Annotated in this window: 19 protein-coding genes; 8 read left to right on the top strand and 11 right to left on the bottom strand. The window is 51.4% G+C overall.

Features of this window, described 5'->3' with window-relative positions:
• Both tssC and tssB read right to left on the bottom strand, forming a co-directional pair.
• Entirely contained in the window at positions 1-1,482 is a 1,482-nt protein-coding gene (gene tssC, locus Z042_RS07940; protein ID WP_024911314.1) for a type VI secretion system contractile sheath large subunit, read from the bottom strand.
• 27 nt (positions 1,483-1,509) lie between these two features.
• Positions 1,510-2,007 carry a type VI secretion system contractile sheath small subunit gene (tssB, locus tag Z042_RS07935; protein WP_024911313.1) on the bottom strand — a complete coding sequence of 166 codons (498 nt, stop codon included), beginning with the start codon at positions 2,005-2,007 and terminating at the stop codon, positions 1,510-1,512.
• 704 nt (positions 2,008-2,711) lie between these two features.
• On the opposite strand from tssB, the gene Z042_RS07930 reads away from it, so the two are divergent.
• The 4 genes from Z042_RS07930 to Z042_RS07915 all read left to right on the top strand — a co-directional run bounded on the left by Z042_RS07930 (position 2,712) and on the right by Z042_RS07915 (position 6,849).
• Positions 2,712-3,230, top strand: a complete 519-nt coding sequence (locus Z042_RS07930; protein WP_024911312.1) for an Hcp family type VI secretion system effector — start codon at positions 2,712-2,714, stop codon at positions 3,228-3,230.
• 661 nt (positions 3,231-3,891) lie between these two features.
• Positions 3,892-4,872, top strand: a complete 981-nt coding sequence (locus Z042_RS07925) for a TRAP transporter substrate-binding protein (protein ID WP_024911311.1) — start codon at positions 3,892-3,894, stop codon at positions 4,870-4,872.
• A gap of 153 nt (positions 4,873-5,025) precedes the next feature.
• The gene (locus Z042_RS07920) at positions 5,026-5,532 is read left to right on the top strand and encodes a TRAP transporter small permease (protein WP_024911310.1); all 507 of its coding nucleotides are present in this window, start codon (positions 5,026-5,028) and stop codon (positions 5,530-5,532) included.
• Positions 5,533-5,556: 24 nt separating this feature from the next.
• Positions 5,557-6,849 (top strand): TRAP transporter large permease, encoded by a 1,293-nt coding sequence (locus tag Z042_RS07915; RefSeq protein ID WP_024911309.1) that lies wholly within the window; start codon positions 5,557-5,559, stop codon positions 6,847-6,849.
• 55 nt (positions 6,850-6,904) lie between these two features.
• Here Z042_RS07915 and Z042_RS07910 read toward each other — a convergent pair whose 3' ends face one another.
• The 7 genes from Z042_RS07910 to exbB form a co-directional block, all read right to left on the bottom strand.
• Positions 6,905-7,657, bottom strand: a complete 753-nt coding sequence (locus tag Z042_RS07910) for a DUF3142 domain-containing protein (protein ID WP_024911308.1) — start codon at positions 7,655-7,657, stop codon at positions 6,905-6,907.
• Positions 7,627-9,837: a PA5441 family protein gene (locus Z042_RS07905; protein ID WP_051506688.1), complete on the bottom strand. Its 2,211-nt coding sequence runs from the start codon at positions 9,835-9,837 to the stop codon at positions 7,627-7,629. Before Z042_RS07905 ends, Z042_RS07910 begins: the two co-directional genes overlap by 31 nt.
• An 88-nt stretch (positions 9,838-9,925) precedes the next feature.
• Positions 9,926-10,648, bottom strand: coding sequence for a hypothetical protein (locus tag Z042_RS07900; RefSeq protein WP_024911306.1), 723 nt, complete (start codon positions 10,646-10,648; stop codon positions 9,926-9,928).
• Positions 10,645-12,162 carry an alkaline phosphatase gene (locus Z042_RS07895; RefSeq protein ID WP_202901311.1) on the bottom strand — a complete coding sequence of 506 codons (1,518 nt, stop codon included), beginning with the start codon at positions 12,160-12,162 and terminating at the stop codon, positions 10,645-10,647. The genes Z042_RS07900 and Z042_RS07895 overlap by 4 nt, the downstream gene beginning before the upstream one ends.
• A gap of 53 nt (positions 12,163-12,215) precedes the next feature.
• The gene (locus Z042_RS07890; RefSeq protein ID WP_024911304.1) at positions 12,216-13,652 is read right to left on the bottom strand and encodes an alkaline phosphatase; all 1,437 of its coding nucleotides are present in this window, start codon (positions 13,650-13,652) and stop codon (positions 12,216-12,218) included.
• Between the two features lie 425 nt (positions 13,653-14,077).
• Positions 14,078-14,500: a TonB system transport protein ExbD gene (gene exbD, locus Z042_RS07885; protein ID WP_024911303.1), complete on the bottom strand. Its 423-nt coding sequence runs from the start codon at positions 14,498-14,500 to the stop codon at positions 14,078-14,080.
• A 3-nt stretch (positions 14,501-14,503) separates the two neighbouring features.
• Positions 14,504-15,472 (bottom strand): tol-pal system-associated acyl-CoA thioesterase, encoded by a 969-nt coding sequence (gene exbB / locus Z042_RS07880; RefSeq protein WP_167336756.1) that lies wholly within the window; start codon positions 15,470-15,472, stop codon positions 14,504-14,506.
• A 268-nt stretch (positions 15,473-15,740) separates the two neighbouring features.
• Between exbB and metC the strand changes: the two genes are divergently transcribed.
• Both metC and Z042_RS07870 read left to right on the top strand, forming a co-directional pair.
• Positions 15,741-16,931: a cystathionine beta-lyase gene (gene metC, locus Z042_RS07875; protein WP_024911301.1), complete on the top strand. Its 1,191-nt coding sequence runs from the start codon at positions 15,741-15,743 to the stop codon at positions 16,929-16,931.
• Between the two features lie 166 nt (positions 16,932-17,097).
• On the top strand, positions 17,098-17,754 hold the full coding sequence (locus tag Z042_RS07870) for a DedA family protein (RefSeq protein WP_024911300.1): 657 nt from the start codon (positions 17,098-17,100) through the stop codon (positions 17,752-17,754).
• Positions 17,755-17,772: 18 nt separating this feature from the next.
• Here the strand turns inward: Z042_RS07870 and Z042_RS07865 are convergent, their stop codons facing one another.
• Positions 17,773-18,678, bottom strand: coding sequence for a LysR family transcriptional regulator (locus Z042_RS07865; protein ID WP_024911299.1), 906 nt, complete (start codon positions 18,676-18,678; stop codon positions 17,773-17,775).
• 104 nt (positions 18,679-18,782) lie between these two features.
• On the opposite strand from Z042_RS07865, the gene Z042_RS07860 reads away from it, so the two are divergent.
• A complete protein-coding gene (locus tag Z042_RS07860) occupies positions 18,783-19,805 on the top strand; it encodes a zinc-dependent alcohol dehydrogenase family protein (RefSeq protein WP_024911298.1) in 1,023 nt (340 codons plus the stop codon).
• A gap of 3 nt (positions 19,806-19,808) precedes the next feature.
• Here the strand turns inward: Z042_RS07860 and Z042_RS07855 are convergent, their stop codons facing one another.
• Positions 19,809-20,693 (bottom strand): AraC family transcriptional regulator, encoded by an 885-nt coding sequence (locus Z042_RS07855; protein WP_202901312.1) that lies wholly within the window; start codon positions 20,691-20,693, stop codon positions 19,809-19,811.
• A 221-nt stretch (positions 20,694-20,914) separates the two neighbouring features.
• On the opposite strand from Z042_RS07855, the gene yqhD reads away from it, so the two are divergent.
• On the top strand, positions 20,915-22,078 hold the full coding sequence (gene yqhD, locus Z042_RS07850; protein WP_024911296.1) for an alcohol dehydrogenase: 1,164 nt from the start codon (positions 20,915-20,917) through the stop codon (positions 22,076-22,078).
• Positions 22,079-22,189 lie beyond the last annotated feature (111 nt).

Below are 22,189 nucleotides of genomic sequence, written 5' to 3'. Positions count from 1 at the left end.
TTATTCCTTATCCAAACGACCAATCAGCGACAGTTCAAAGCTCGAGCCCATGTATTTGAAGTGAGGGCGTACCTGCATCGAGACTTGATACCAGCCTGGATCGCCTTCAACATCCATCACCTGAATTTGCGCTGAACGCAGAGGGCGGCGGCTACGAACATCAGTCGGTGGGTTTTCCTGATCGGCGATATATTGCTTGAGCCAGATGTTAAGCTCACGTTCAAGATCCTGACGTTCTTTCCACGAACCGATCTGCTCACGCTGCAACACTTTGATGTAATGAGCCAGGCGGTTGATGATGAACATGTACGGTAGCTGTGTCCCCAACTTGTAGTTGGTTTCTGCCATCTTCCCTTCGCGCGTATTCGGGAATACTTTCGGCTTTTGTACCGAGTTTGCGGAGAAGAACGCGGCATTGTCGCTGCCTTTACGCATGGTCAGGGTGATAAAGCCCTCTTCCGCCAGCTCAAATTCACGACGATCGGTGATCAGCACTTCGGTAGGGATTTTGGCCTGAACCTGCCCCATGGCTTCATAGAGATGAACCGGAAGGTCATACACTGCGCCACCACTTTGCGGGCCGATGATATTTGGGCACCAGCGATATTTGGCAAAGCTGTCTGTCAGGCAGGAAGCCAGCAGGAATGCGGTATTACCCCACAAGAAATGCTCATGATTCTTGCTGACATCTTCATAGTAGTTGAAGTTCTTGATCGGGTTTTCAACGGTAGAATACGGCAAACGCAGCAGGAAACGAGGCGTGGTTAAACCAAGATAGCGGGAATCTTCAGACTCGCGTAACGCACGCCATTTGGTATGTACCGGCCCTTCAAAAACAGATTTCAGATCTTTAATGGCCGGCAGCTCAGTAAAGCTGCTGATACCGAAGAAATCTGGCGCAACGCTGGAAAGGAACGGCGAATGTGCCATTGCACCCACAGCGCTGACGTACTGTAACAGCTTCATATCAGGCGCGGTATTGCTGAACGCGTAGTTACCAATGATAGCAGCCGTCGGTTCACCACCAAATTGGCCATAGCCTGATGAATAAACGTGCTTATAGAAACCGGATTGGATAATTTCCGGTGAGAACTCAAAGTCCTCCAGCAACTCTTCTTTTGTTGCATGAAGAATATTAATTTTAATATTCTCACGGAAATCGGTACGGTCAACTAATAACTTCAATGAACGCCATGAGGATTCAATCTCACGGAATTCGGTAGCATGGAGGATTTCATCCATTTGAGCACTGAGCTTTTTATCAAGCTCAATAATCATCCGGTCAACCAAGAGTTTATTAACTGGCTCTTCGTTGGTTCCAGTATCCAGAATACTGGCAATAAATGCAGCAACACCCTGTTTGGCAACGTCATAACCGTCATTACCCGGCATCATACGCGTTTGAGACATAATTTCGTCGAGCAGGAAAGTCGGGCTGGCAGGTTCTGCCGCTAAAACTGCATTTTCTTCATGTAAAGACATACGTAAAATTCCCTCTTACCAGACCAATTACTTTCGATTCAGAATGTCTAGCTCTTTCAGCAACTGCTCACGGACTTCTTCGTTGCTTAACAAATCCTGCAAACGAGAACGAAAAGCAGGGATATTACCCAATGGTCCCTTCAAGGCCACCAATGCTTCCCGCAATTCCAGAAGCTTTTTAAGTTCTGGGACTTTTTTCGCCACATTATCAGGTGAAAAATCATCCAGAGAGTTGATCGATAATTCAACGGGCAGAGTTTCTTCGCCTTCACCTTCCAAGCGATTTGGCACGCTGAAAGCCAGACCGATCTTGGCTTCGTTCATTACTGCGTTGAAATTAGTCTTACTGACGGAAACAGCCTGACGCTCCTCAATTGGAGTATCTTCACGAACACCTTTGAGATCGCCAACCACCAAAAGGTTTAATGGCAATTCAATTTCAGAAACCTGATCTCCAGTGTTAGGAACATACTTGATATTTATCCTTTCCTTAGGAGCAACACTACTTTGATTATTCTTACTCATAACTCGTCCTTTTGGTCACTATAAAGAGATGCCAGCCAATGCCCTCATTTGGATATCGCGAACACTTATCATAGATGAGGCTCAAATATCCTCTGAATTAGGAGATTCTTACTGCTGTCATCTATCATCACTATGTATGTGGGCCACAGATATCTTTCCTTATGCTTTTTGCACAGAAATATCTCAATTCTTAGGAGTTAATTAACCAGTAGCTCACTCATCAGTTTTTTAGGAGGAATCCTGCATTAATCTGACGTCATTAGGCACATCGTCTACTATCTTTAAGGCAAAAGTCCATAAACTTTTCTTTATTGTTAGAGATCCCCTAATTCCTGTGATAGCAGCGTCACTCTGTCAATGATCATAAAAAATAACTTTATTGAAATATTATTTCATTTTAAAAACAATTAGTTAGTTAATGATTTAATATAAATGATAAATAATCAGCCATAAAACCATGTTCAAAAATATTTGATAAGCCAACACAAAACACCAATTTTGCAAATATTATAATTTTTTATTCCATCAACGTTTAAGACGAAAATTTAAAATTTATTGGTAACTTGGCACTCTAAGGAAGAGCTGCTTATAGTAATGCCGGGAAGTGGATCATCGCGCGAGTGACATTTAAAACTGACCAAATACGGGCAGCAGAATTCACTGGCACTTGGTCTATATAAAGCAAACTATCAAGGATATTTACAATGCCAACTCCAGCATATATCGCTATTACCGGCAAAACGCAGGGTAATATCACAGCAGGCGCTTTCACCGCCGAATCAGTCGGTAACATTTTTGTTCAAGGCCACGAAGACCAAATGTTGGTACAGGAATTTGAACACATTGTTACCGTACCTACTGACCCGCAATCTGGTCAGCCTTCTGGGCAACGTGCGCATAAACCATTTCGTTTCACCGTGGCTTATAACAAAGCCGTACCTTTGCTGTACAACGCATTGGCGTCAGGGGAAATGCTGCCAACGGTTGAATTGAAATGGTACCGTACTTCAATTGAAGGTAAACAAGAGCACTTCTTCACCACCAAACTGGAAGATGCCACTATTATCGATATCGACTGTAAAATGCCGCATTGCCAAGACCCAACCAAGGCTGAATTTACTCAGTTAGTGCGCGTTTCACTGGCATATCGCAAGATCACTTGGGAACACAACACAGCCGGCACTTCTGGTGCTGATGACTGGCGTGCCCCGATCGAAGCGTAAGGTGATTCATTCAGCAGACAATACTCACTTGGCTGCTGTTGATTGCTTTTACAGTGCAGGGGGAGCACATCGCTTCTCCCTGCATGTATCACTATTGAACCAGCCGCATGCCAGAATATCTCCCTTGCTACAGCACCAATTTCAGAATAATACCGCATTATTCCTCCCTAACCTTTGCCGCTTAATCTGTTCAAAGATGTCGACCATTCCTGCGGTGATTCAGCAGTAAATAAACTAACACAGCGCAAAGTTATCACACCATTTCCACCAAGTTATTTACGCCTCCATCATAATAAAAATATTTATATATCAATTATATAAATATAAAACACTGTTTTACCCATCAATAAAAAAACCAATGGATTGATTAAAACCACTTTTGCCTTTTGTGATATCACTCAATTTACAAAGTTGTATAATAGGTTACGTTATGCCATATCTGATTAGCGACTGACCTCGCAGGAAATCCATTAAAAAACCCATTATTTACAATGACATTGATTTCCTTGTGGTTAAGTCCCCCCCAAAAGCTGCGCCACGGAGGATGGCTGAATAACACCAAATAAATATCAGATAAAAATGCTGCCTGGATCACATCTCACCAGATTCTTGATGCATCTAGTGATCCAGACTCTTACAGTTCGCTTCTGGAGATACCCCAATGAAACTGTCCAAGACGTTACTCAGCCTTTGCCTCACTTCAGCAACACTGCTCATGAGCCATTCTTCCCTCGCGGCGCAGCAGATCAAAGCCGCAGATGTTCACCCTGCCGGTTATCCGAACGTTGTCGCCGTTGAACATATGGGGGAAAAGTTAAAGCTGGCGACCGATGGCCGTCTGGAAATCAAAACCTTCCCTGGCGGTGTGCTGGGTGATGAAAAGCAGGAGATCGAGCAGGCACAGATTGGAGCAATTGATATCATCCGCGTTTCCATGTCTCCGGTTGCGGCAATTCTGCCAGAAGTTGACGTCTTTACGCTGCCCTACGTCTTCCGCGATGAAGACCACATGCACAAAGTATTGGATGGTGAGATCGGCCAAGAAATCGGTCAGAAAATCACTGATAACGCGAAGTCAAAAATGGTCTTTCTGGGTTGGATGGACGGTGGGACACGCAACATGATCACCAAAAACCCGCTCAACAAGCCAGAAGATCTGCAAGGCATGAAGATCCGCGTGCAGGGTAACCCGGTTGCTCTTGCCACGCTAAAAGCGATGGGAGCCAACGCGGTCAGTATGGGCGTCAGCGAAGTTTTCAGCGGCATGCAAACCGGTGTTATTGATGGCGCAGAGAACAACCCACCAACCTACGTTGCACACAACTATATGCCGGTCGCGAAGAACTATACCCTGACTGGCCATATGATCATTCCAGAAGTATTCCTCTACTCTAAGGCCAAATGGAACAAACTGTCTGCGGAAGATCAGCAACTGATCCTCAAGCTGGCAAAAGAGGCCCAGGCCGAACAGCGCGAACTGTGGGCGAAGTATAATCAGGAATCGCTGGATAAGATGAAAGCAGGCGGCGTTAATATTCAGGATATCGATCGCGATTATTTCTACAAAGCCACTCAGCCTGTACGCGATCAATTCGGTAAAAATTATCAAGAATTAATCCAACGTATCGAAGCCGTCAAATAATGTCCAAGGGGTGAATACCTACCTGATACCAGGTTGCAACTAGGACTGAGCGAGGCCCAAGCGGGCCTCGCCCACACAGCCAGCACTCCAGCAACTTGAAAAACAGCGGGTATAACCACCTTATTTTTCCTGACCAGGACGTAGGGGATTATCATGTCTCGCTCTTATTTATCGGTAATGGATTTTATTTACCGCGTTTCCATCTGGCTTTCCGGCCTTGCCCTGCTCGTCATGACCGCCGTGATCCCCGTCGGTATTTTTGCCCGTTATGTCTTGAACTCGGGCTTATCGTGGCCAGAGCCTGTCGCCATCATCTGCATGGTGACCTTTACCTTTATTGGTGCTGCTGTCAGCTATCGTTCCTGTTCGCATATTGCGGTCAGCATGATGACAGACCGCCTTTCAGAACCGATGAAAAAGGTTTGCTCAGTGCTCACCGATCTGATGATGCTGGCGATCAGCCTGTTTATTCTCTACTACGGCTATAACCTGTGTCTGGAATTGTGGGAGCAACCCGTCGCTGAGTTTCCGATTTTAACCGCAGGAGAAACTTACCTACCGCTGCCAGTTGGCTCGTTTATCACGCTGCTGTTCATTATTGAGCGCATATTTTTAGGCCCGCAGAATCACCGCCCGGTGGTCATGTTGGGCAATTCCTAAGCGGTTACCAGGAGCCTGTAAATTATGGACGCATTCATTTTATTGATCACCCTTGGCGTCATGCTCGCCATTGGCGTGCCGGTCGCCTACGCCGTCGGTATCAGCGCCATCGCCGGGGCATTCTGGATCGATCTGCCTCTGGAAGCCGTGATGATTCAAATCACCAACGGCGTAAACAAGTTTTCGTTACTGGCCATCCCATTCTTTATTCTGGCCGGAGCCATCATGGCAGAGGGGGGCATCGCCCGTCGCCTGGTGAATTTCGCTTATATTTTCGTTGGTTTTATTCGCGGTGGCCTGTCACTGGTTAATATCGTCGCCTCCACCTTTTTTGGCGCTATCTCTGGTTCGTCAGTGGCAGATACTGCCTCTATCGGCTCGGTGATGATCCCTGAAATGGACAAGAAGGGTTACCCGCGTGACTTCGCCGCAGCGGTGACCGCCAGCGGCTCGGTGCAGGCGATCCTGACGCCGCCAAGCCATAACTCGGTCATCTATTCATTAGCCACCGGCGGCACCGTTTCCATCGCTGCATTGTTTATCGCCGGGATCTTACCGGGCCTGTTGCTGAGCTTTACGCTGATGGTGATGTGTGTCTGCTTTGCCCACAAGCGCGGTTATCCAAAAGGCGAGCGCGTGCCGTTCCGCCAGGCATTGAAGATCTTCGTTGATACCCTGTGGGGGTTAATGACGGTGGTCATCATTATGGGCGGTATCCTTTCCGGTATCTTTACCGCCACCGAATCCGCCGCGATTGCCTGCCTGTGGTCATTCTTCGTCACCATGTTCATCTATCGTGACTACAAATGGTCTGAGCTGCCTAAACTGATGTTCCGCACGGTGAAAACCGTCACCATCGTGATGATCCTGATTGGCTTTGCCGCCAGCTTTGGCGCCATCATGACTTACATGCAGTTGCCAACCCGGATCACCGAATTCTTCACCTCAATCTCCGACAACAAGTATGTGATCCTGATGTGGATCAACATCATGCTGCTGCTGATCGGCACCTTGATGGATATGGCTCCGCTGATCCTGATCCTGACGCCGGTACTGCTGCCAGTAGCGATCAATCTGGGGATCGATCCGGTGCATTTCGGCATGATCATGCTGGTCAACCTGGGTATTGGCCTGATTACACCGCCAGTTGGTTCGGTGCTTTTCGTCGCCAGTGCGGTCAGCAAGCAAAAAATAGAACAGGTGGTGAAAGCTATGGTTCCCTTCTACCTTGCCCTGTTCTGCGTGCTGATGCTGGTCACCTATATTCCGGCGATCTCACTGTTCCTGCCCAAGCTATTTGGCGTCCATACCGGATAACGCTTTCCAATAGGCTGCTAACCGTGCCCGTTTTGCTGAAAAACGGGCTTTTTTGTCAGCGGGCCGTATTGACCAGAAACACCACTTCTCCCCGATAATAAGGCGATTTTGCCAGACGTTGTTGCCATTGAGGGTTCCAAACCCCATGCTGCACCAGCCCGATTTTGAAGGGTAAACGCAACTTCAATAAGGCTGGCAAATACTGCTCATACTGCGTAACCGTTTGCTTACCCTGATAAGTTTGGATCACCAATTCGTCTATCGGTAACCCATTCAGCTGGCTGGCATTGCCGGTTTTCGCCCAATCAAGTAACCCCGTAACCCCCAACGCAAATCCGGCAGGCAGCCTGCTGCGCACGTGGCTGAGGAATTCCGCATATTTGTCTAACTGATAGGTCGCCGCGTCAAAATCAATCTGCAACCCCACCACCTGGTTACCGGCAGCCGCCCAGCGCGCAGGCAGACGCAAAGCCGCCGCCAGGATCTCATCGGGAATATCCAGCGTAGTGACTCGAACGGTAATCCAAATTGAGGGAGCCTGAAGTTTAGCCAGCGGCACCCCCAATTTCAGAAAGCGTGCGCCTTGGCGCCCCATCACAATTTCGGCCTGATGCAGATACAGAGTCTCCGCCTGTTGCAACACCGGTTGCGACCACACGCCAGACCACAGCCAGAACGCGCGATAATCGCGCGTATCCACATAGCCTTTGCCCGTTTTGCCTGCTACTGACGCAGCGAGCAGCGGCGATATCAGCAATAACGCCCAGCATAAGCGCTTCACCAGTAGTATTTGAGCCGCTGTTCCCATTGGTTGCCTTTATAGTTCTTTTTTAGCTGATTAAACCAGCGCTGGCGCATTTCTGGCGGAATACCCTGCTCATCGCAATCGTTATAGCCAGAGGGAGCAAAACACATCACCGCGCGGTAAAGAGCATAGGTTTTATCTTCTGGTTCAGCCTGAGGATCGGCAATCACCTGCTGATAATATCCCAGCCTCCCTTGCTTGCTGCCATTGTCCAATGCGGCCTGAGCCAGGCTGTCTAATTCATCGTTGCTTCCCATCTCCGCTTCCGTGCTGATTTGTGACAAATACGTGGTGCGGAAAAACTCCCCCAGGCAGTTCAGGGCATGCGCGTCAGTTTTATTCTTTGCCAGAACCGCGACGGTCTGCGCTAACGGAGCACAAAAATACCCTTGTTCGGTATCGCTGCCATTCCAGTCAAACATCGCCAGATCCACATCTGCAAAAGCCTCAGAAGTAAGGCTTGCATGGATATGTTTTTTCAGCAATTTGTCATCCAGGTAGCCTTGATAATCACCAACCAGCAAATCTCGAATTAATAACGTGTAAAGCGCGATCGTTTTCTCTTCATCGGTTGGTGCAGAGGCCGCCTGTTGTTGCAACAACGTCTTATTTGCCAAGGTCTTGAGCACCAGTGAACGGTAGCGCAGATTATTGATCGGGCTTTCCGGGGCAAAAATCGCCGCTACGTTATTGTTTTGCGCCAGATTAGTGGCCAGCATCAGCTGTAAATACTGCTGCTGATGAGGTGAGAGCTTCAAGGTTAGCAAGTGGCGCCAATGCGCTTCAGCCTCTGGCCATTTATGCAGCCTGCTCAGAGCATTGCCATACATGACCTGCTGGCTGAAAGCCACAATATCATTAGGTGTTACCTGCTCGGCGGGCTTAATGGCTGCTAGCACCGCCGGGTAATCTCCTTGCTGGTAGAATAGCCAGGCATTATGCATATATTGCCAAACCGCCAGCATATTGGCTTTCTCAAACATGGGCTTATAACTTTGTAATATCTCAGCCGTGACTTTGGGCGCGTCTTTATTCTCAAGATTATATTTTCTCAACCATTTCATGGTTTGAGTAAAAGTCTGCAACGGCGTATCGGTAACGCTGGTAAACGGCTGTTCATCGCTGTTGTAGGGAATGAGGCGGCTTAGTAGGATCTGATCGTTCTCATCAATCAACGCACTAAGCGAGTCGATATTTTTTGCACTCATGAGCTGGCTTTCATATAACTGCGCCAGACGCGGCCAGTCCGCGAGATACCAGTACACTCGGCGATGCAGGCCGCGCACGGAATCAACGTATGCACCGCCGGGAAAGGTGGTCACATAGGATTCTGCCCGCTGTAATGCCAACTCAGCAGCCTGTTTATTGACCTTCTTAAGATCGAACATGCCATACTCATCCACCGCATGTTCTGTTGCCTGGTTTAAGGCCACGCGGAAAAGCATATAGGTTGCAGTTTCCGCTACCCACTGTTGATCGGATTCTTTTAGATCCAGAAATCCCGCTTCGGCTGCGGGAAATTGCCCGTGATAAAATAGCTCTGCGTTGCTGAGATAGTCGCGAAAGGCAGCCGCCGGTGAACCCGCAGCAAAATGCTGCATCAGCGGCAAAAACCGATCGGTATCCTGTTCGCCACGGTAAATCGCGATCCGCCGCAAAGCCAACAGGTTCTGATCCGGTTTTTCCAGCCGTTGATCCGCCAGCAATGCGCTAAAAAATTGGCTCAGTGAATCTTTATTGTTGGATATCCAACGGCCTTCATTATCGATCCCCTCAACAGATAATGCAGAGGTAGCGATACCTAACTTCAACGCCATCGCCTCAAGTGGGCTCTCAGTGGGTGCCGAGGGCGGATTTTGCCGGTTATTGGCCTCAATCACAGCGCTGTCCGGCTGTAGCGCACCTTTAAAAACACCGAAGGTGTACTCTCTGCTACGGTTCACCTCCTGCGGCAACGCGGATAACGCGGTGTGGAAGCCCCGTTGTTCCGCTAACAGCATCAACAGGTTGGCGCGGGTATCGTTATCAGGGGCCAGATAGGGCGCCCCATCCAAGGTACAATCATTGGCCCAGAGGCAACTCATGTCATCAAACGAGGCCATCGCCAACGGGCTGGCACCATAAATAGCCACAACCGTTAACGACTGAAAAAATTTTTTCGTTTTTATCCATTTTCCTTGCAAAATAGCCTCCTGTTCCCCGAAGTTTGATAATGAAAACGCCTCCGTAGAGGCGTTTTCATTATCGAATCTTGTTTAAACGATGTCGAGGTTAATCCAGCAGGTCGGAGTAATCACCTCGTTGATATTCAGCAAGCTGCTGCCAAGGCAATGCCGGTGGATCAACCAGCGGAGTCGCCGTCATGCGTTGAATCGAGGTGCCATGGCTGTCGCGTTGCTCAATACTGCGGGCATATTGACCGGCCACATCCCAGGCCACCGTTGTCGTTCTCTCCCCTTGTTGCAGCAGATAGTGCTGTATCCCCTCTTGTACAGGCCCCTGCTTTTCCATACGGCTTAGCGCCGCTGGCTCAAGCAGCCAGTACGCCGCGGGCCAGGAACCGCCGTACCCCACATTGCCATAATGCGCAAGCTCCACATCAATAACCCGGCGCAGATTATGTAATACCACCTGCACGGCCACTTTCCCTGTGCCAGCATCACGCTGTATCAGCAATGGTGCGCCCTGTGCTTCAGCATGCGCATGGCCTGCATGGGGAGAAGCCTGTTCGTGCCCATGTTCCTGGCTTTCACGCACACCGGCCGGTAATTCGCGCTCGATCCAAACCAAACCGGGGCGGCGGTACATCAAGTCGGTATAGCGGCTATCCCGTATGATGCCATCGTGCCCTATCGCCCGGTTTTCATAGCTCAGCCGCAAATTGACCGCCGGCGCAGTCGCCGGCTGCTCTTTCTGCTGCACAGTGGCAGCCCCCAACGGCAGAACAACCGCCACCAGCAACGCCAAGCTGAAGATTCCCCGCATGTGGATCATAAACCCGCCGCCTCTTTCACTTTGAAAAAGACTTTGGTGTTGTCCATCGTGCCTCTAAAGATCTGGGAACCCGCACCGCCGGCATACAGCATTACATCTCCCCCAGCATGGGTTTCTGAACCCGGCGTCCCCAGATTGATCCCCACCTCCTGCAAGAAGTTATCCTGCGTGGTATCCACATCGGTCAGATCCTCGCGCTCTGCGCCACGCGCCGGTGCCACCCAAGCAGCATTATTATCTTCCACGTTGATCTGGCTGCTGGCGCTGGCGTTAGGGCGCCCGCCGTTGCCGAAGACCAAGGCCGTGTAAGGTTTACCGTCGGCGGCTTTAGCCAGTTCACCGTTCTGGTAATCATAAACCTTACCCAGGATCGGGTTACCCAGCTTGCCGTAACCATTGAAGGCAATAGAGTGATCATGGTCAGCCGTGACTACGATCAGCGTATTCTTCAAGCCAGGATCTTTGGCCTCCATAAACGTCAGCACGCTTTGAATGGCGGCATCCATCGCCAGAGTATCTTCCAGGGCGCGTTTGGCATTGCTGCCGTGCAGAGCATGATCGATACGCCCACCTTCCACCATCAGAAAAAATCCGTTGTCATTGCGGCTAAGCACTTCTAACGCTTTCTCGGCCATTTCAGCCAGGCTTGGCTGATCCAGATTCTGATTCACCCGATCCAGTTCGTAAGCCATTTCACTTTGAGCGAACAGCCCAAGCAGTTTATTGACGGAACCGGTATCCAGATTGCGCAATTGAGTGCCGTTGTCGACATAGGTATATCCCACGCTCTCCATGGCGCTCACCAGGTTCTGGTTGTCGCTGCGTTTGCTGCTGGGGTTGACCGATTTCGGCAGGTAATTGCGTTGCCCGCCGCCCATCAGCACATCTAAGCCGTCCCCCAACTCGCTGTTGTAGTTGGCGTTGCCCGGCACCGACTGCTCAGCGATGGTGTTGTAACCATTGCGGTTACAGATATGCGCATAGGTTGCCGCAGGCGTTGCATGCCCAACCCGCGTGGTCGATACCGCCCCCACCGAACGCCCTGCCGCCTTGGAGAGTTCCAACAACGTCTTGGCCCGCTGACCATTATCCGGCGCGCAGGTGCTGTCTTCACCCGAGATATATTGCTCACCCGTGGTGGTATAGGCCTGCGTATCGGCGGACATCGAGATCACCTCATTGTTTGCCTTCACGCCGGTCATATAAGCCGCCATCGACGGGGCACTATCGGTGGTTTGGGCATCATTGGAAAAGGTTTTGATACGCGCTGCATTGCGGAAAGACTGCATGGTCAGTTCTGCCCGTTCACTGCTGCTCAGCGAACCCGGTTCAGCCGCCAGCTGTTTCTCTCCTTTATAGATACGAGCCGCCGTTACGGTCACCGGCCCCATGCCGTCGCCCAGGAAAAAGATCACGTTTTTGGCTTCGTTCGCGGCGTAGGTACTCCCACAGGCCAGCGATAACAGGAACCACAAGCAGCTATTCATCGTGCTAACAGAGTGTTTTTTCTTCATGATTTTGCTCATTCCTGAAAGTGATATTGATGTTTTACGCGTCAGCATGATGTTCACTGCAAATCAATCGCCTGTTTAATCAGATCGAACACCCGATCGTTATTCAGCGTTCCGCTAAACTGCTCAGCTCCCAACCCTTGGGCAGCGAGGAAAACATCACCACCACCATGAGTTTCTGTTTTCAACGGGATCACCGACTCTTGTAGAAAATCGGCACTTTCCAGGGCGTTTTCATCGATTGGCCCACGGGTGGCCAGGTGGCCAGGGCCATTGCCGAAACCGATGATGGTATAAGGGTTACCCTCCACATCCGTTGAGTTCGCACCGTTGACATAGCTTTTCACTATCCCTAAAACGCCAGGGTTGCCCTCTTGCGTTTTACCGGTACGCTGTGAGTAACCGTTCATTTGCAGCGTGTGATCGTGGTCAGCCGTCACCACAATCAGGGTATTTTGCAAACCGGGATCAAGCTGCTGCATCTTGTCCAATGCCACTTTTATCGCGTCATCGAACGCGACCGTATCCTGTAACGCTCGGCGGGCATTGGTCGCATGCAGGGCATGATCGATGCGACCACCTTCCACCATCAGGAAAAAGCCCTTATCTTTAGCAGCCAGCGCGTCGATGGCCTTTTCGGTCATTTCCGCCAGGCTGGGCTCCTGCTCTGGATCACGATCCAGGTCATAAGACATATGATTGGGGGTGAACAGTGCGATGAGCTTGCTACCATCGGTCGGGAGCTGGTCGAACTGCTGCTTATTTGTCGCATAGTGATATTTAGCTGCCTGTAATTCAGCGATAAGATTACGCTGGTCGCCACGGGTGCCCCCCGCTGCCGCTGGGGTGAAATAGTGGCTCCCCCCCCCCAGGATCACATCAACGCCGTCGCCCAGTTTGGCATTAAACCCCTGCCCGCCTGGCACCAGCGCGGCAGCAATAGTGTTTTCCGCATCGCGATGGCAGATATGCGCATAGGTTGCCGCCGGTGTGGCATGTGTCACCCGAGTGGTGGTCACTATGCCAGTGCCATAGTTTGCGGCTTTCATTTTTTCCAACAGCGTATCAACCGCATGGCCGTTATCAGGCGGGCAAGTGCTGTCAAAGTTGAGTTGATAAGGTTTACCCAGCGTATCGGTTGCCTGGGTATCGGCAGACATCGAGATCACTTCGTTATTTGACTTGAGCCCTGTCATATACGCCGACATGGAAGGCGCACTGTCGGTAACCTGCGCATCATTTGAATAGGTATGGACAAATGCCGTTTCCGGCAAGGTATCGATCGTCAAATCGCCATCCTCTCCAACACTGTAAATACGGGCCGCCGTCAGTGTGGCAATTCCCATACCATCCCCCAGAAAAAACAGCACGTTTTTAGTAGGGGTTGGCACTGGTGGTGGAGATTCACCACTGGCGACAGAATCACTGTCATTACACGCCGTTACAGCAAAAACCAATCCAAGGATCAGCAGGCAGAGCATATTGCGTTTCATCTCATCTCCCTATTTAACGGTCAATTGATACCCTGTGGATTTCAAGGTGCAGTTAGGTGAGCACAGCCAGTACCTCTGCACTTTGAAAGATGGTGGGCATATCGTTTTTGTATTAATTGGTAACATATCGACAGGTAAACTAGAGATGATATGTGACAAAAAGATGGCAGCCTGCCCAAGGTGGGTTAAAAATCTGAAATGGTATTTCAATCCAATGCCGGATTCGACGATAATTCGTTGTTATTGCTTTGCAATTGATTATTAAATTGAATCTCGGCCTTTGCGCATGTCAATTTTTTGGCAGGGTGGATTGTTGCAATAGTTAGAGGGGCTGGAGAAAAATCAGAGCTTCACACCGGTGAAGCCCATTTGGAGGCAACTTGCTGTTATTGAAATGAATACGCTTAAAGAAATACTTCCCGCTGCTAGCGCGCTGCGCCTTCCATCCCCACCAGCCCTACTTTCAGATAACCGGACTGCCGCAGCGTATCCATGACGCTCATCAGGGTCTCATAATCAACGGTTTTATCCGCCTGAAAGAAGATAGTGGTTTCTTTATTTGCCTGCGTGCGCTGATCCAATACGGAGGTCAGTTGTTCGGCCATCACTGGCTCATCCCCCACGTACAGCTGTTTATCGGCCTTCACCGACAGGAATACCGGTTTTTCCGGGCGCGGCTGCGGCTTGGCGGAAGAAGCAGGCAGATCAACACGAATATCGACCGTCGCCAGCGGTGCGGCCACCATAAAGATGATCAACAGCACCAGCATGACATCAATAAAGGGCGTCACGTTGATTTCGTGCAGTTCACCGCTGTCGCCCAGGTCTTCATTTAAGCGCATAGCCATCACTCACCCCACTCGCAGTTGGTGTGTATGCTGCGAACGTTTGAGCTCGGCCGTGGCAGCCAGATCCAGATCACGGCTCAGCAACAGCAGCACCTGCGCCGCCACATCACCCACCTGGGCGCGGTGGCTGCCGATCACTCGGGCAAAGATGTTGTAAATCACCACCGCCGGAATCGCCGCAACCAGGCCAAGTGCGGTTGCCAGCAGCGCTTCTGCAATCCCCGGCGCTACCACCGCCAGATTGGTGGTTTGCGATTGAGCGATGCCGATAAAGCTGTTCATGATGCCCCATACGGTACCAAACAGGCCGACAAACGGTGAAATAGCACCAATGGTCGCCAGGAAACCATTACCCCGCCCCAGTTGGCGCCCATAGGCCGCAACGCGGCGTTCAAGGCGAAAAGCGGTACGTTCTTTAATGCCATTATTATCGTTAGAGGCCGCCGATAGCTCCAGTTCATCCTGTGCATCGCGCAGTAGCACCGCACTGATGCTTTCCTCGGTGAAATTTTGCGCCAACTCAGAGGCATCATCCAAAGAGCGAACATCGGCCAACGCCTGTTCCTCTCGGCGCAGACGGCGCTTAGAGCGAATCAGTTCACTGCCTTTGGCAAACAGAATAGTCCAGGTCACAATGGAGGCCAGTACCAGACCGATCATCACGGTTTTGACGACCACATCCGCATGTTGGTACATCCCCCAGACGGAGAGATCCATGCCGCGGGTGTCTGGCGGTTGGATTGTGGGTGCCGGATTCACTGGCATCATGCTCTCAGCGGCAGTCACCGCTGGGGCTACTGCTGCGGCCACGCTTTCAGTGATTGCCGGCGTATTGGCAGGAGCGGCCTGTACTGTACCAGCCAGCCCTACCACCAATACCAGTGAAGCGATCACATTGCGCCCCAGCGCACTCCATTGCCCGCGGTCTGCGCCACAGGCCGCTTGATTCATCGTTTTGACAGCCGTTTTCACGCTGTGCCTCCACCCATATCAACATTTACGGAAGAATTCAGCGTGCGATCATATCAAACCAATCAGGGATTGATAGTAGTTATCATTATTATTTACTCAATATACTCGGCTTCTTAATCGCGCAAACGTAAAAGGATGCCGTACCACAATGGCTCCCGGCAGCGATAATCGCCATTTCTTTACATAGCAGTTAAAACGTCTGGATGGCTATTAAGCGCCATGTTAACGTAAGTGCATCATGGTGAAGCAAGGTAAAGGGAAACCAAGCATGACGTCAAAAAATATCGAAACCGCGCTGATCGTGGCCGGGCGCAGCAAACGCTACACGCAGGGTTCCGTCAATCCGGTGACTCAACGCGCTTCTTCATTAGTATTTGAATCCGTTGCCGCCAAAAAGCAGGCCACTGCCAAACGCGCCCAAGGAGAACTGTTCTATGGCCGCCGTGGCACACTCACCCATTTTGCCTTTCAGGACGCCATGACCGAACTGGAAGGGGGAGCCGGTTGCGTGCTGTATCCGTGCGGAGCCGCTGCGGTCTCGAATGCCATCTTATCTTTCGTCAGCGCAGGCGATCATGTGCTGGTGACCGGTTCAGCCTATGAACCCACGCAGGATTTCTGTACCCATATCCTTGGCCGCATGAATGTAGCCACCACCTATTTTGATCCGCTGATCGGTGCCGGGATCGCAACGTTGATCCAGAGCAACACGCGTGTCGTATTTCTTGAGTCACCCGGTTCCATTACCATGGAAGTGCAGGATATTCCCGCCATCGTCAACGCCATACGCGCCGTTAATCCAGAGATTGTCATCATGATCGACAACACCTGGGCAGCCGGTGTGCTGTTCAAGGCTCTGGATTTTGATATCGATATTTCGATTCAGGCTGGTACTAAGTACATTATCGGCCATTCCGACTATATGCTCGGCACCGCGGTAGCTAACGCCCGCTGCTGGGAGCAGTTACGTGAATATTCTTACCTGATGGGCCAGATGGTTGACGCCGATACCGCTTACATGGCCAGCCGCGGCCTGCGTACATTAGGTGTGCGGCTGAAACAGCATGAGCAAAACAGCCTTGCCGTGGCACAATGGCTGGCGCAGCGGCCGGAAGTAGCGGTGGTTAATCACCCGGCCTTACCCAGCTGTAAAGGCCACGAATTTTACCGCCGCGATTTCAGCGGTTGCAATGGCCTGTTCTCCTTTGTTCTGAAACAGCGGCTGAGTGACGCACAGTTGGCGCACTACCTCGACCATTTCAACCACTTCAGCATGGCCTATTCCTGGGGAGGTTATGAGTCGCTGATCCTGGCCAATCAACCGGAAGAACTGGAGGCGATCCGCCCGGCTGGGGGAGTTGATTTTTCTGGTACCTTAGTGCGCCTGCACATCGGGCTGGAAAACGTTCAAGATCTGATCGACGATCTGGCCGCGGGTTTTAAACGTATCGCATCGTGAAATATCGGGCGGCGACTCTGCCGCTCTGTTTTTCTGGGTTTCCTCCTCGATCAACATATTTCTACATTCTATCTGATGCCCACTTCAGCCAAGAGCGTTACACTTAGCACAACACTTTTGAGTACGGTTAAGAATACGCTAGCCTGCCAGCATCACAGGACAAAAAATGGATGTATTGAAAGAGATCGTTCAAGCGCTTTGGACGCAGGATTTTATTGCTCTTGCCGATCCCAGCGTCGTTTGGGTGGTTTATCTGGTTCTTTTCACCACCCTGTTTTTGGAAAATGGATTGCTGCCTGCTTCCTTTTTGCCCGGTGACAGCCTGTTGTTGTTGGCCGGGGCTTTGATCGCCAAAGGCGTCATGAGTTTTATCCCCACCCTGATTATTCTGACCGTTGCCGCCAGCCTGGGTTGTTGGCTGAGTTATCTGCAAGGCCGATGGTTGGGCCATACCTCTGTGGTAAAAGGCTGGTTGCTGCAACTCCCGGTGCAATATCATCAACGCGCACACATCCTGTTTAACCGTCACGGCCTGATGGCCCTGTTGATTGGCCGTTTCCTGGCGTTTGTGCGTACCCTGCTGCCCACCATGGCGGGGATCTCCGGCCTGAACAGGGCACGCTTTCAGATCTTCAACTGGCTGAGCGCTTTTCTCTGGGTGGGATCGGTGATCAGCCTAGGATACGCTTTCAGCCAGATCCCACTGATCAAACGCCATGAAGAACAGGTTATGGCTGGGTTGATGATCCTGCCTATTGCGCTGCTGCTTTTCGGCCTGCTCGGTACAATGCTGGTGATTTGGCGCAAGAAACGCGCCTCCTAGGCACTGTAGACAGCCCCCTTAAAATACCATTCTACTGGGTAACTGGCTGACCAGCGCATCCACGGCCAACCGCACTTTCAATGGCAAATGCGGGGTTTGTGGCCATATGGCATGCATCTCAAAATTTATGCCGGGTATTTCACTCAGCACGCGCCGCAGTTCTCCTTTCAGCAACGACTCGCGAATCAGCCAGCAAGGCAACCAGGCGATGCCAAACCCTGCGACAGCTGCATCGGCAATCGCCTGCAAGTCATCCATCAATAAACGCGTTTTCGGTATCACTTCCCGCACGGTGCCATCTGCCTGCGGGATCAACCAGCTGCGTATGACCCCAGTACGCCGGTAGCTGATAGCATCGTGTTGTACCAGCTCCTCAACATTTGAGGGTAACCCGCAGCGGGCAAGGTAATCCGGTGCAGCACACAGCGTCATGCGGTTATCTCCTAGCCGCCTGGCAACCAAACCGGTGCTATCAGGCAACGGACCATTACGGATTGCCAGATCAAACCCTTCTTCCACCACATTCACCACCCGATCGCTGAATGACAGATCGAGTTCCAACCCGGGGTGTTCACGGGCCAAGGTGGTCAAAACGGGGGCGATACACAGGCGGCCAAACAATACCGGCATTGAGACTCTCAGCCTGCCGCTGACCTGTTGTTTACCGTTTTCCAACAGAGCTTCCGCGGTACGGATCTCCACCAGAGCCCGCAGGCAGCGTTCATAAAACAATACCCCGTCATCGGTCAGATTCAGGCTGCGCGTGGTGCGATGAAACAGGCGCACCCCAAGCCGTTGTTCCAGCCGGGCGATGGTTTTCCCCACTGCTGACCGTGAAAGATGTAATCGGTTTGCCGCCAGCGCAAAACTGCCCGCTTCTACCACCGTTACAAACACCGAAATTCCACTTAAGCGATCAATCATTTTTGTAGCCAAAAAGGAAACAATTATCGGAAATTTTATCTCTACTGGAGATTTTTAATCAACGATATTATTCCTGGGCCTACTCAACAAATCTGGAGAATCTCATGGCTGACACTATGCAACGCTGGACGATGAACGCCATCGGACGTGAACATCTGCAACTGACAAACTGCGCAATCCCGCAGCCCGGCCCGCATCAGGTGCGGGTAAAAGTCAATGCGGTCGCACTGAACTATCGCGACAAAATGGTGATTGAAGGCGCTATGCCGCTGGAGCTGCCGCTGCCGTTTATTCCAGCTTCAGATATGGCAGGCATTGTCGATGCCATTGGCAGCGGCAGCACACGCTTTCACCTTGGCGATCGGGTGATCTCCACCTTTAGCCCGGATTGGATCGACGATAAACCCAACGGTGACGCACGCAACCCGCCCTACCGCACGCTCGGTGGCATTGAGCAGGGCATGTTGGCGGAATATGTCGTGGTGGACGAAAACTGGCTGAGCGTAGCGCCAAGCACGTTGGACGATGCCCAAGCCAGCACCTTGCCCTGCGCCGGGCTGACCGCCTGGTTCGCTTTGGTGGAACGTGGCCATTTACGGGCCGGAGAATCGGTGCTGGTGCAAGGCACCGGCGGCGTCGCACTGTTCGCATTGCAGCTTGCCAAAGCGCAGGGCGCACAAGTGTTTATCACTTCGAGCAGCGACGAGAAACTGCAACGAGCCAAAGCGCTGGGGGCTGATTACACCATCAACCGCTTACAGAGTGATTGGGTGGAACAGATTTATGCTCTCACGCAGGATCGCGGTATCGATCATATTATTGAAATCGTTGGTGGTACCAACCTGGCCAATTCGATCCAGGCGGTGGCAATCCACGGACGTATCTCGGTGATTGGGGTGTTGGAAGGATTTGATATTACCCTACCCGCTGGCCCACTGCTGTTGAAATCCCCAACAATACAAGGTATTGGCGTTGGTCATCGCCGTGCGCTGGAAGATCTGGTACGCGCCGTTGATGCTAATGGGATCAAACCAATCATCGACCAGCGTTATCGTTTCGATCAGTTACCGGAAGCGCTGGAACACCTTGATCGCGGCGCATTCGGGAAAATCGTGCTGGTGCGTTAGCTATTAGCCCTGCATCATCACATGGCTGTCCCGCAGCCGGGCGAGTTCATCGCTCGGCGTTACGCCGAACAGGCGTTTAAACTCGCGGCTAAACTGTGAAGCACTTTCATAACCCACGCGGATGGCCGCCGTGCTGGCTTTCAATCCATCATGCACCATCAGCAACCGCGCCTTATGCAGGCGATAGGATTTCACATACTGCAACGGTGAGGTGTTGGTGACTGCTTTGAAGTTATGGTGAAATGCCGAAACGCTCATATTCACCTCATTTGCCAACTGCTCAACGTTAAGATTATCGGCATACTGGCTTTCAATACGCCGCAGCACTTTGGCTATCTGGCTGAAATGAGTATGGCGGTTGGCCAATTCCTGCAATGATGCACCGCAGCTGCCACACAGCACGTAGTACAACAATTCACGCACAATCTGCGGCCCCAGCACGCGGGCATCAAGCGGTCTTGCCATCACATCCAGCAGGCGTTCGGTGGCACACAGCATTTCATCCGTCAGCGGTGAAAGATTAACGCCGCAGCTTTCAGCCCGTGGTTGCATCAGGTAATCGTCATCACCGATATCGATCAGCAGGTCTTGCAACATTTGCGCATCAATACTCACGCCCAGCCCCACCAGTGGTTGTTCCACGCTGGCAAAGGTTTCGCATTCAAACGGCAATGGCACCGTCATCAACAAATAGTGGCGCGGATCGTACTGGAAAACCTTACTGCCACAGTACCCTACCTTATACCCCTGAAAGATGATCACAATACCGGGCTCGTACATCACCGGCTGGCGCGGCCAATAATCGTCAACGTACAGGATTTTCACCTTTGGTACCGGCGAAGAGGTATAGCCTTTGGCCTTGGCAAAATGCATTGCCTGGCGCGCCATACGGCCACGCAGCTCATCAATTTCAGTCACAATCCTTCCTACAGCCAGAATGATCCAGCATAAATAAGGGTGAAAAACCTCTTTTTCTTACAGCAACCAGCAGAAATAGGCAAGACATCAACAGGAATGAGCATTGTGTGATTGCGCTAAGTTACTGACAATACATTTCAGTTATTTTTTGCGCCCCCTGGCACTTTCCTGATACCTGAGAGAAACCGATCATGCAAAACTTTGTTCTCCATACCCCCACCAAAATCCTGTTCGGTAAAAACCAGATTGCCGGATTGGCTCAACAGATCCCGGCAAAAGCCCACATCCTGATCACTTACGGCGGTGGCAGTGTGAAAAAAAATGGCGTGCTGGATCAGGTCTATTCCGCGCTAGCGGGCCGCAACGTACAGGAATTCTCCGGCATTGAACCGAACCCTACTTATGAAACGCTGATGAAAGCGGTAGAGCTTGTGCGGGCGGAAAATATCGATTTCCTGCTGGCCGTCGGCGGAGGTTCCGTGGTTGACGGCACCAAATTTATCGCCGCCGCCGCCCATTACACCGCCGATCGCGATCCATGGCATATCTTGAAAACCGTAGGCCGTGAAGTCACTGGCGCGATCCCATTGGGCTGCGTGTTAACCTTGCCTGCCACTGGCTCCGAATCCAACATCGGTGCGGTGATCACTCGTAAAAACAGCGGTGATAAACAGCATTTCCACTCATCGTATGTGCAACCAAAGTTTGCCGTGCTGGACCCAACGGTGACCTATTCGCTGCCGCCACGCCAGATCGCTAACGGTGTAGTAGATGCCTTTGTGCATACTATTGAGCAATATCTGACTTACCCGGTCGATGCCAAAGTGCAGGATCGTTTCGCTGAAGGCCTGCTACTCACGCTGCTGGAAGATGGCCCACGGGCGCTGGCGGAGCCGGAAAACTACGCGGTGCGTGCCAACGTGATGTGGAGCGCCACCCTGGCGCTGAACGGCCTGATCGGTGCCGGTGTACCGCAGGATTGGGCCACCCATATGCTCGGCCATGAACTGACCGCCATGCACGGCCTGGATCATGCGCAAACTTTGGCCATTGTGCTGCCTGCGTTGCTGGTGGAGAAAAAAACGCAAAAACGCGCCAAACTGCTGCAATACGCCGAGCGTGTCTGGGGCCTGCGTGACGGCTCAGAAGACAGCCGCATTGACGCCGCCATCGCTGCCACCCGGGCATTTTTTGAAACTATGGGCGTACCGACCCGGTTGTCTGATTACCAGCTTGATGGCAGCTCGATCCCGGCGCTGCTCGATAAACTGCATCAGCATGGCATGACTGCACTGGGTGAACACCAGGACATTACGCTAGAAGTCAGCCAGCGGATTTACCAGGCTGCGCGTTAATCACTACCTTGCCATTTCCTGCTAGGCTTTAGTTTCTGACTGTTCTCTGTGCCCGGTCGATCGCCGGGCACAGTCCTACGCTTCACCTGCACTTTCGATCGCATCACATGA

Source organism: Chania multitudinisentens RB-25 (genome assembly GCF_000520015.2).
Classification (GTDB): domain Bacteria; phylum Pseudomonadota; class Gammaproteobacteria; order Enterobacterales; family Enterobacteriaceae; genus Chania; species Chania multitudinisentens.
The sequence above is the reverse complement of the archived record's forward strand: the minus strand, read 5'-3'. Positions and strand labels throughout refer to the sequence as shown.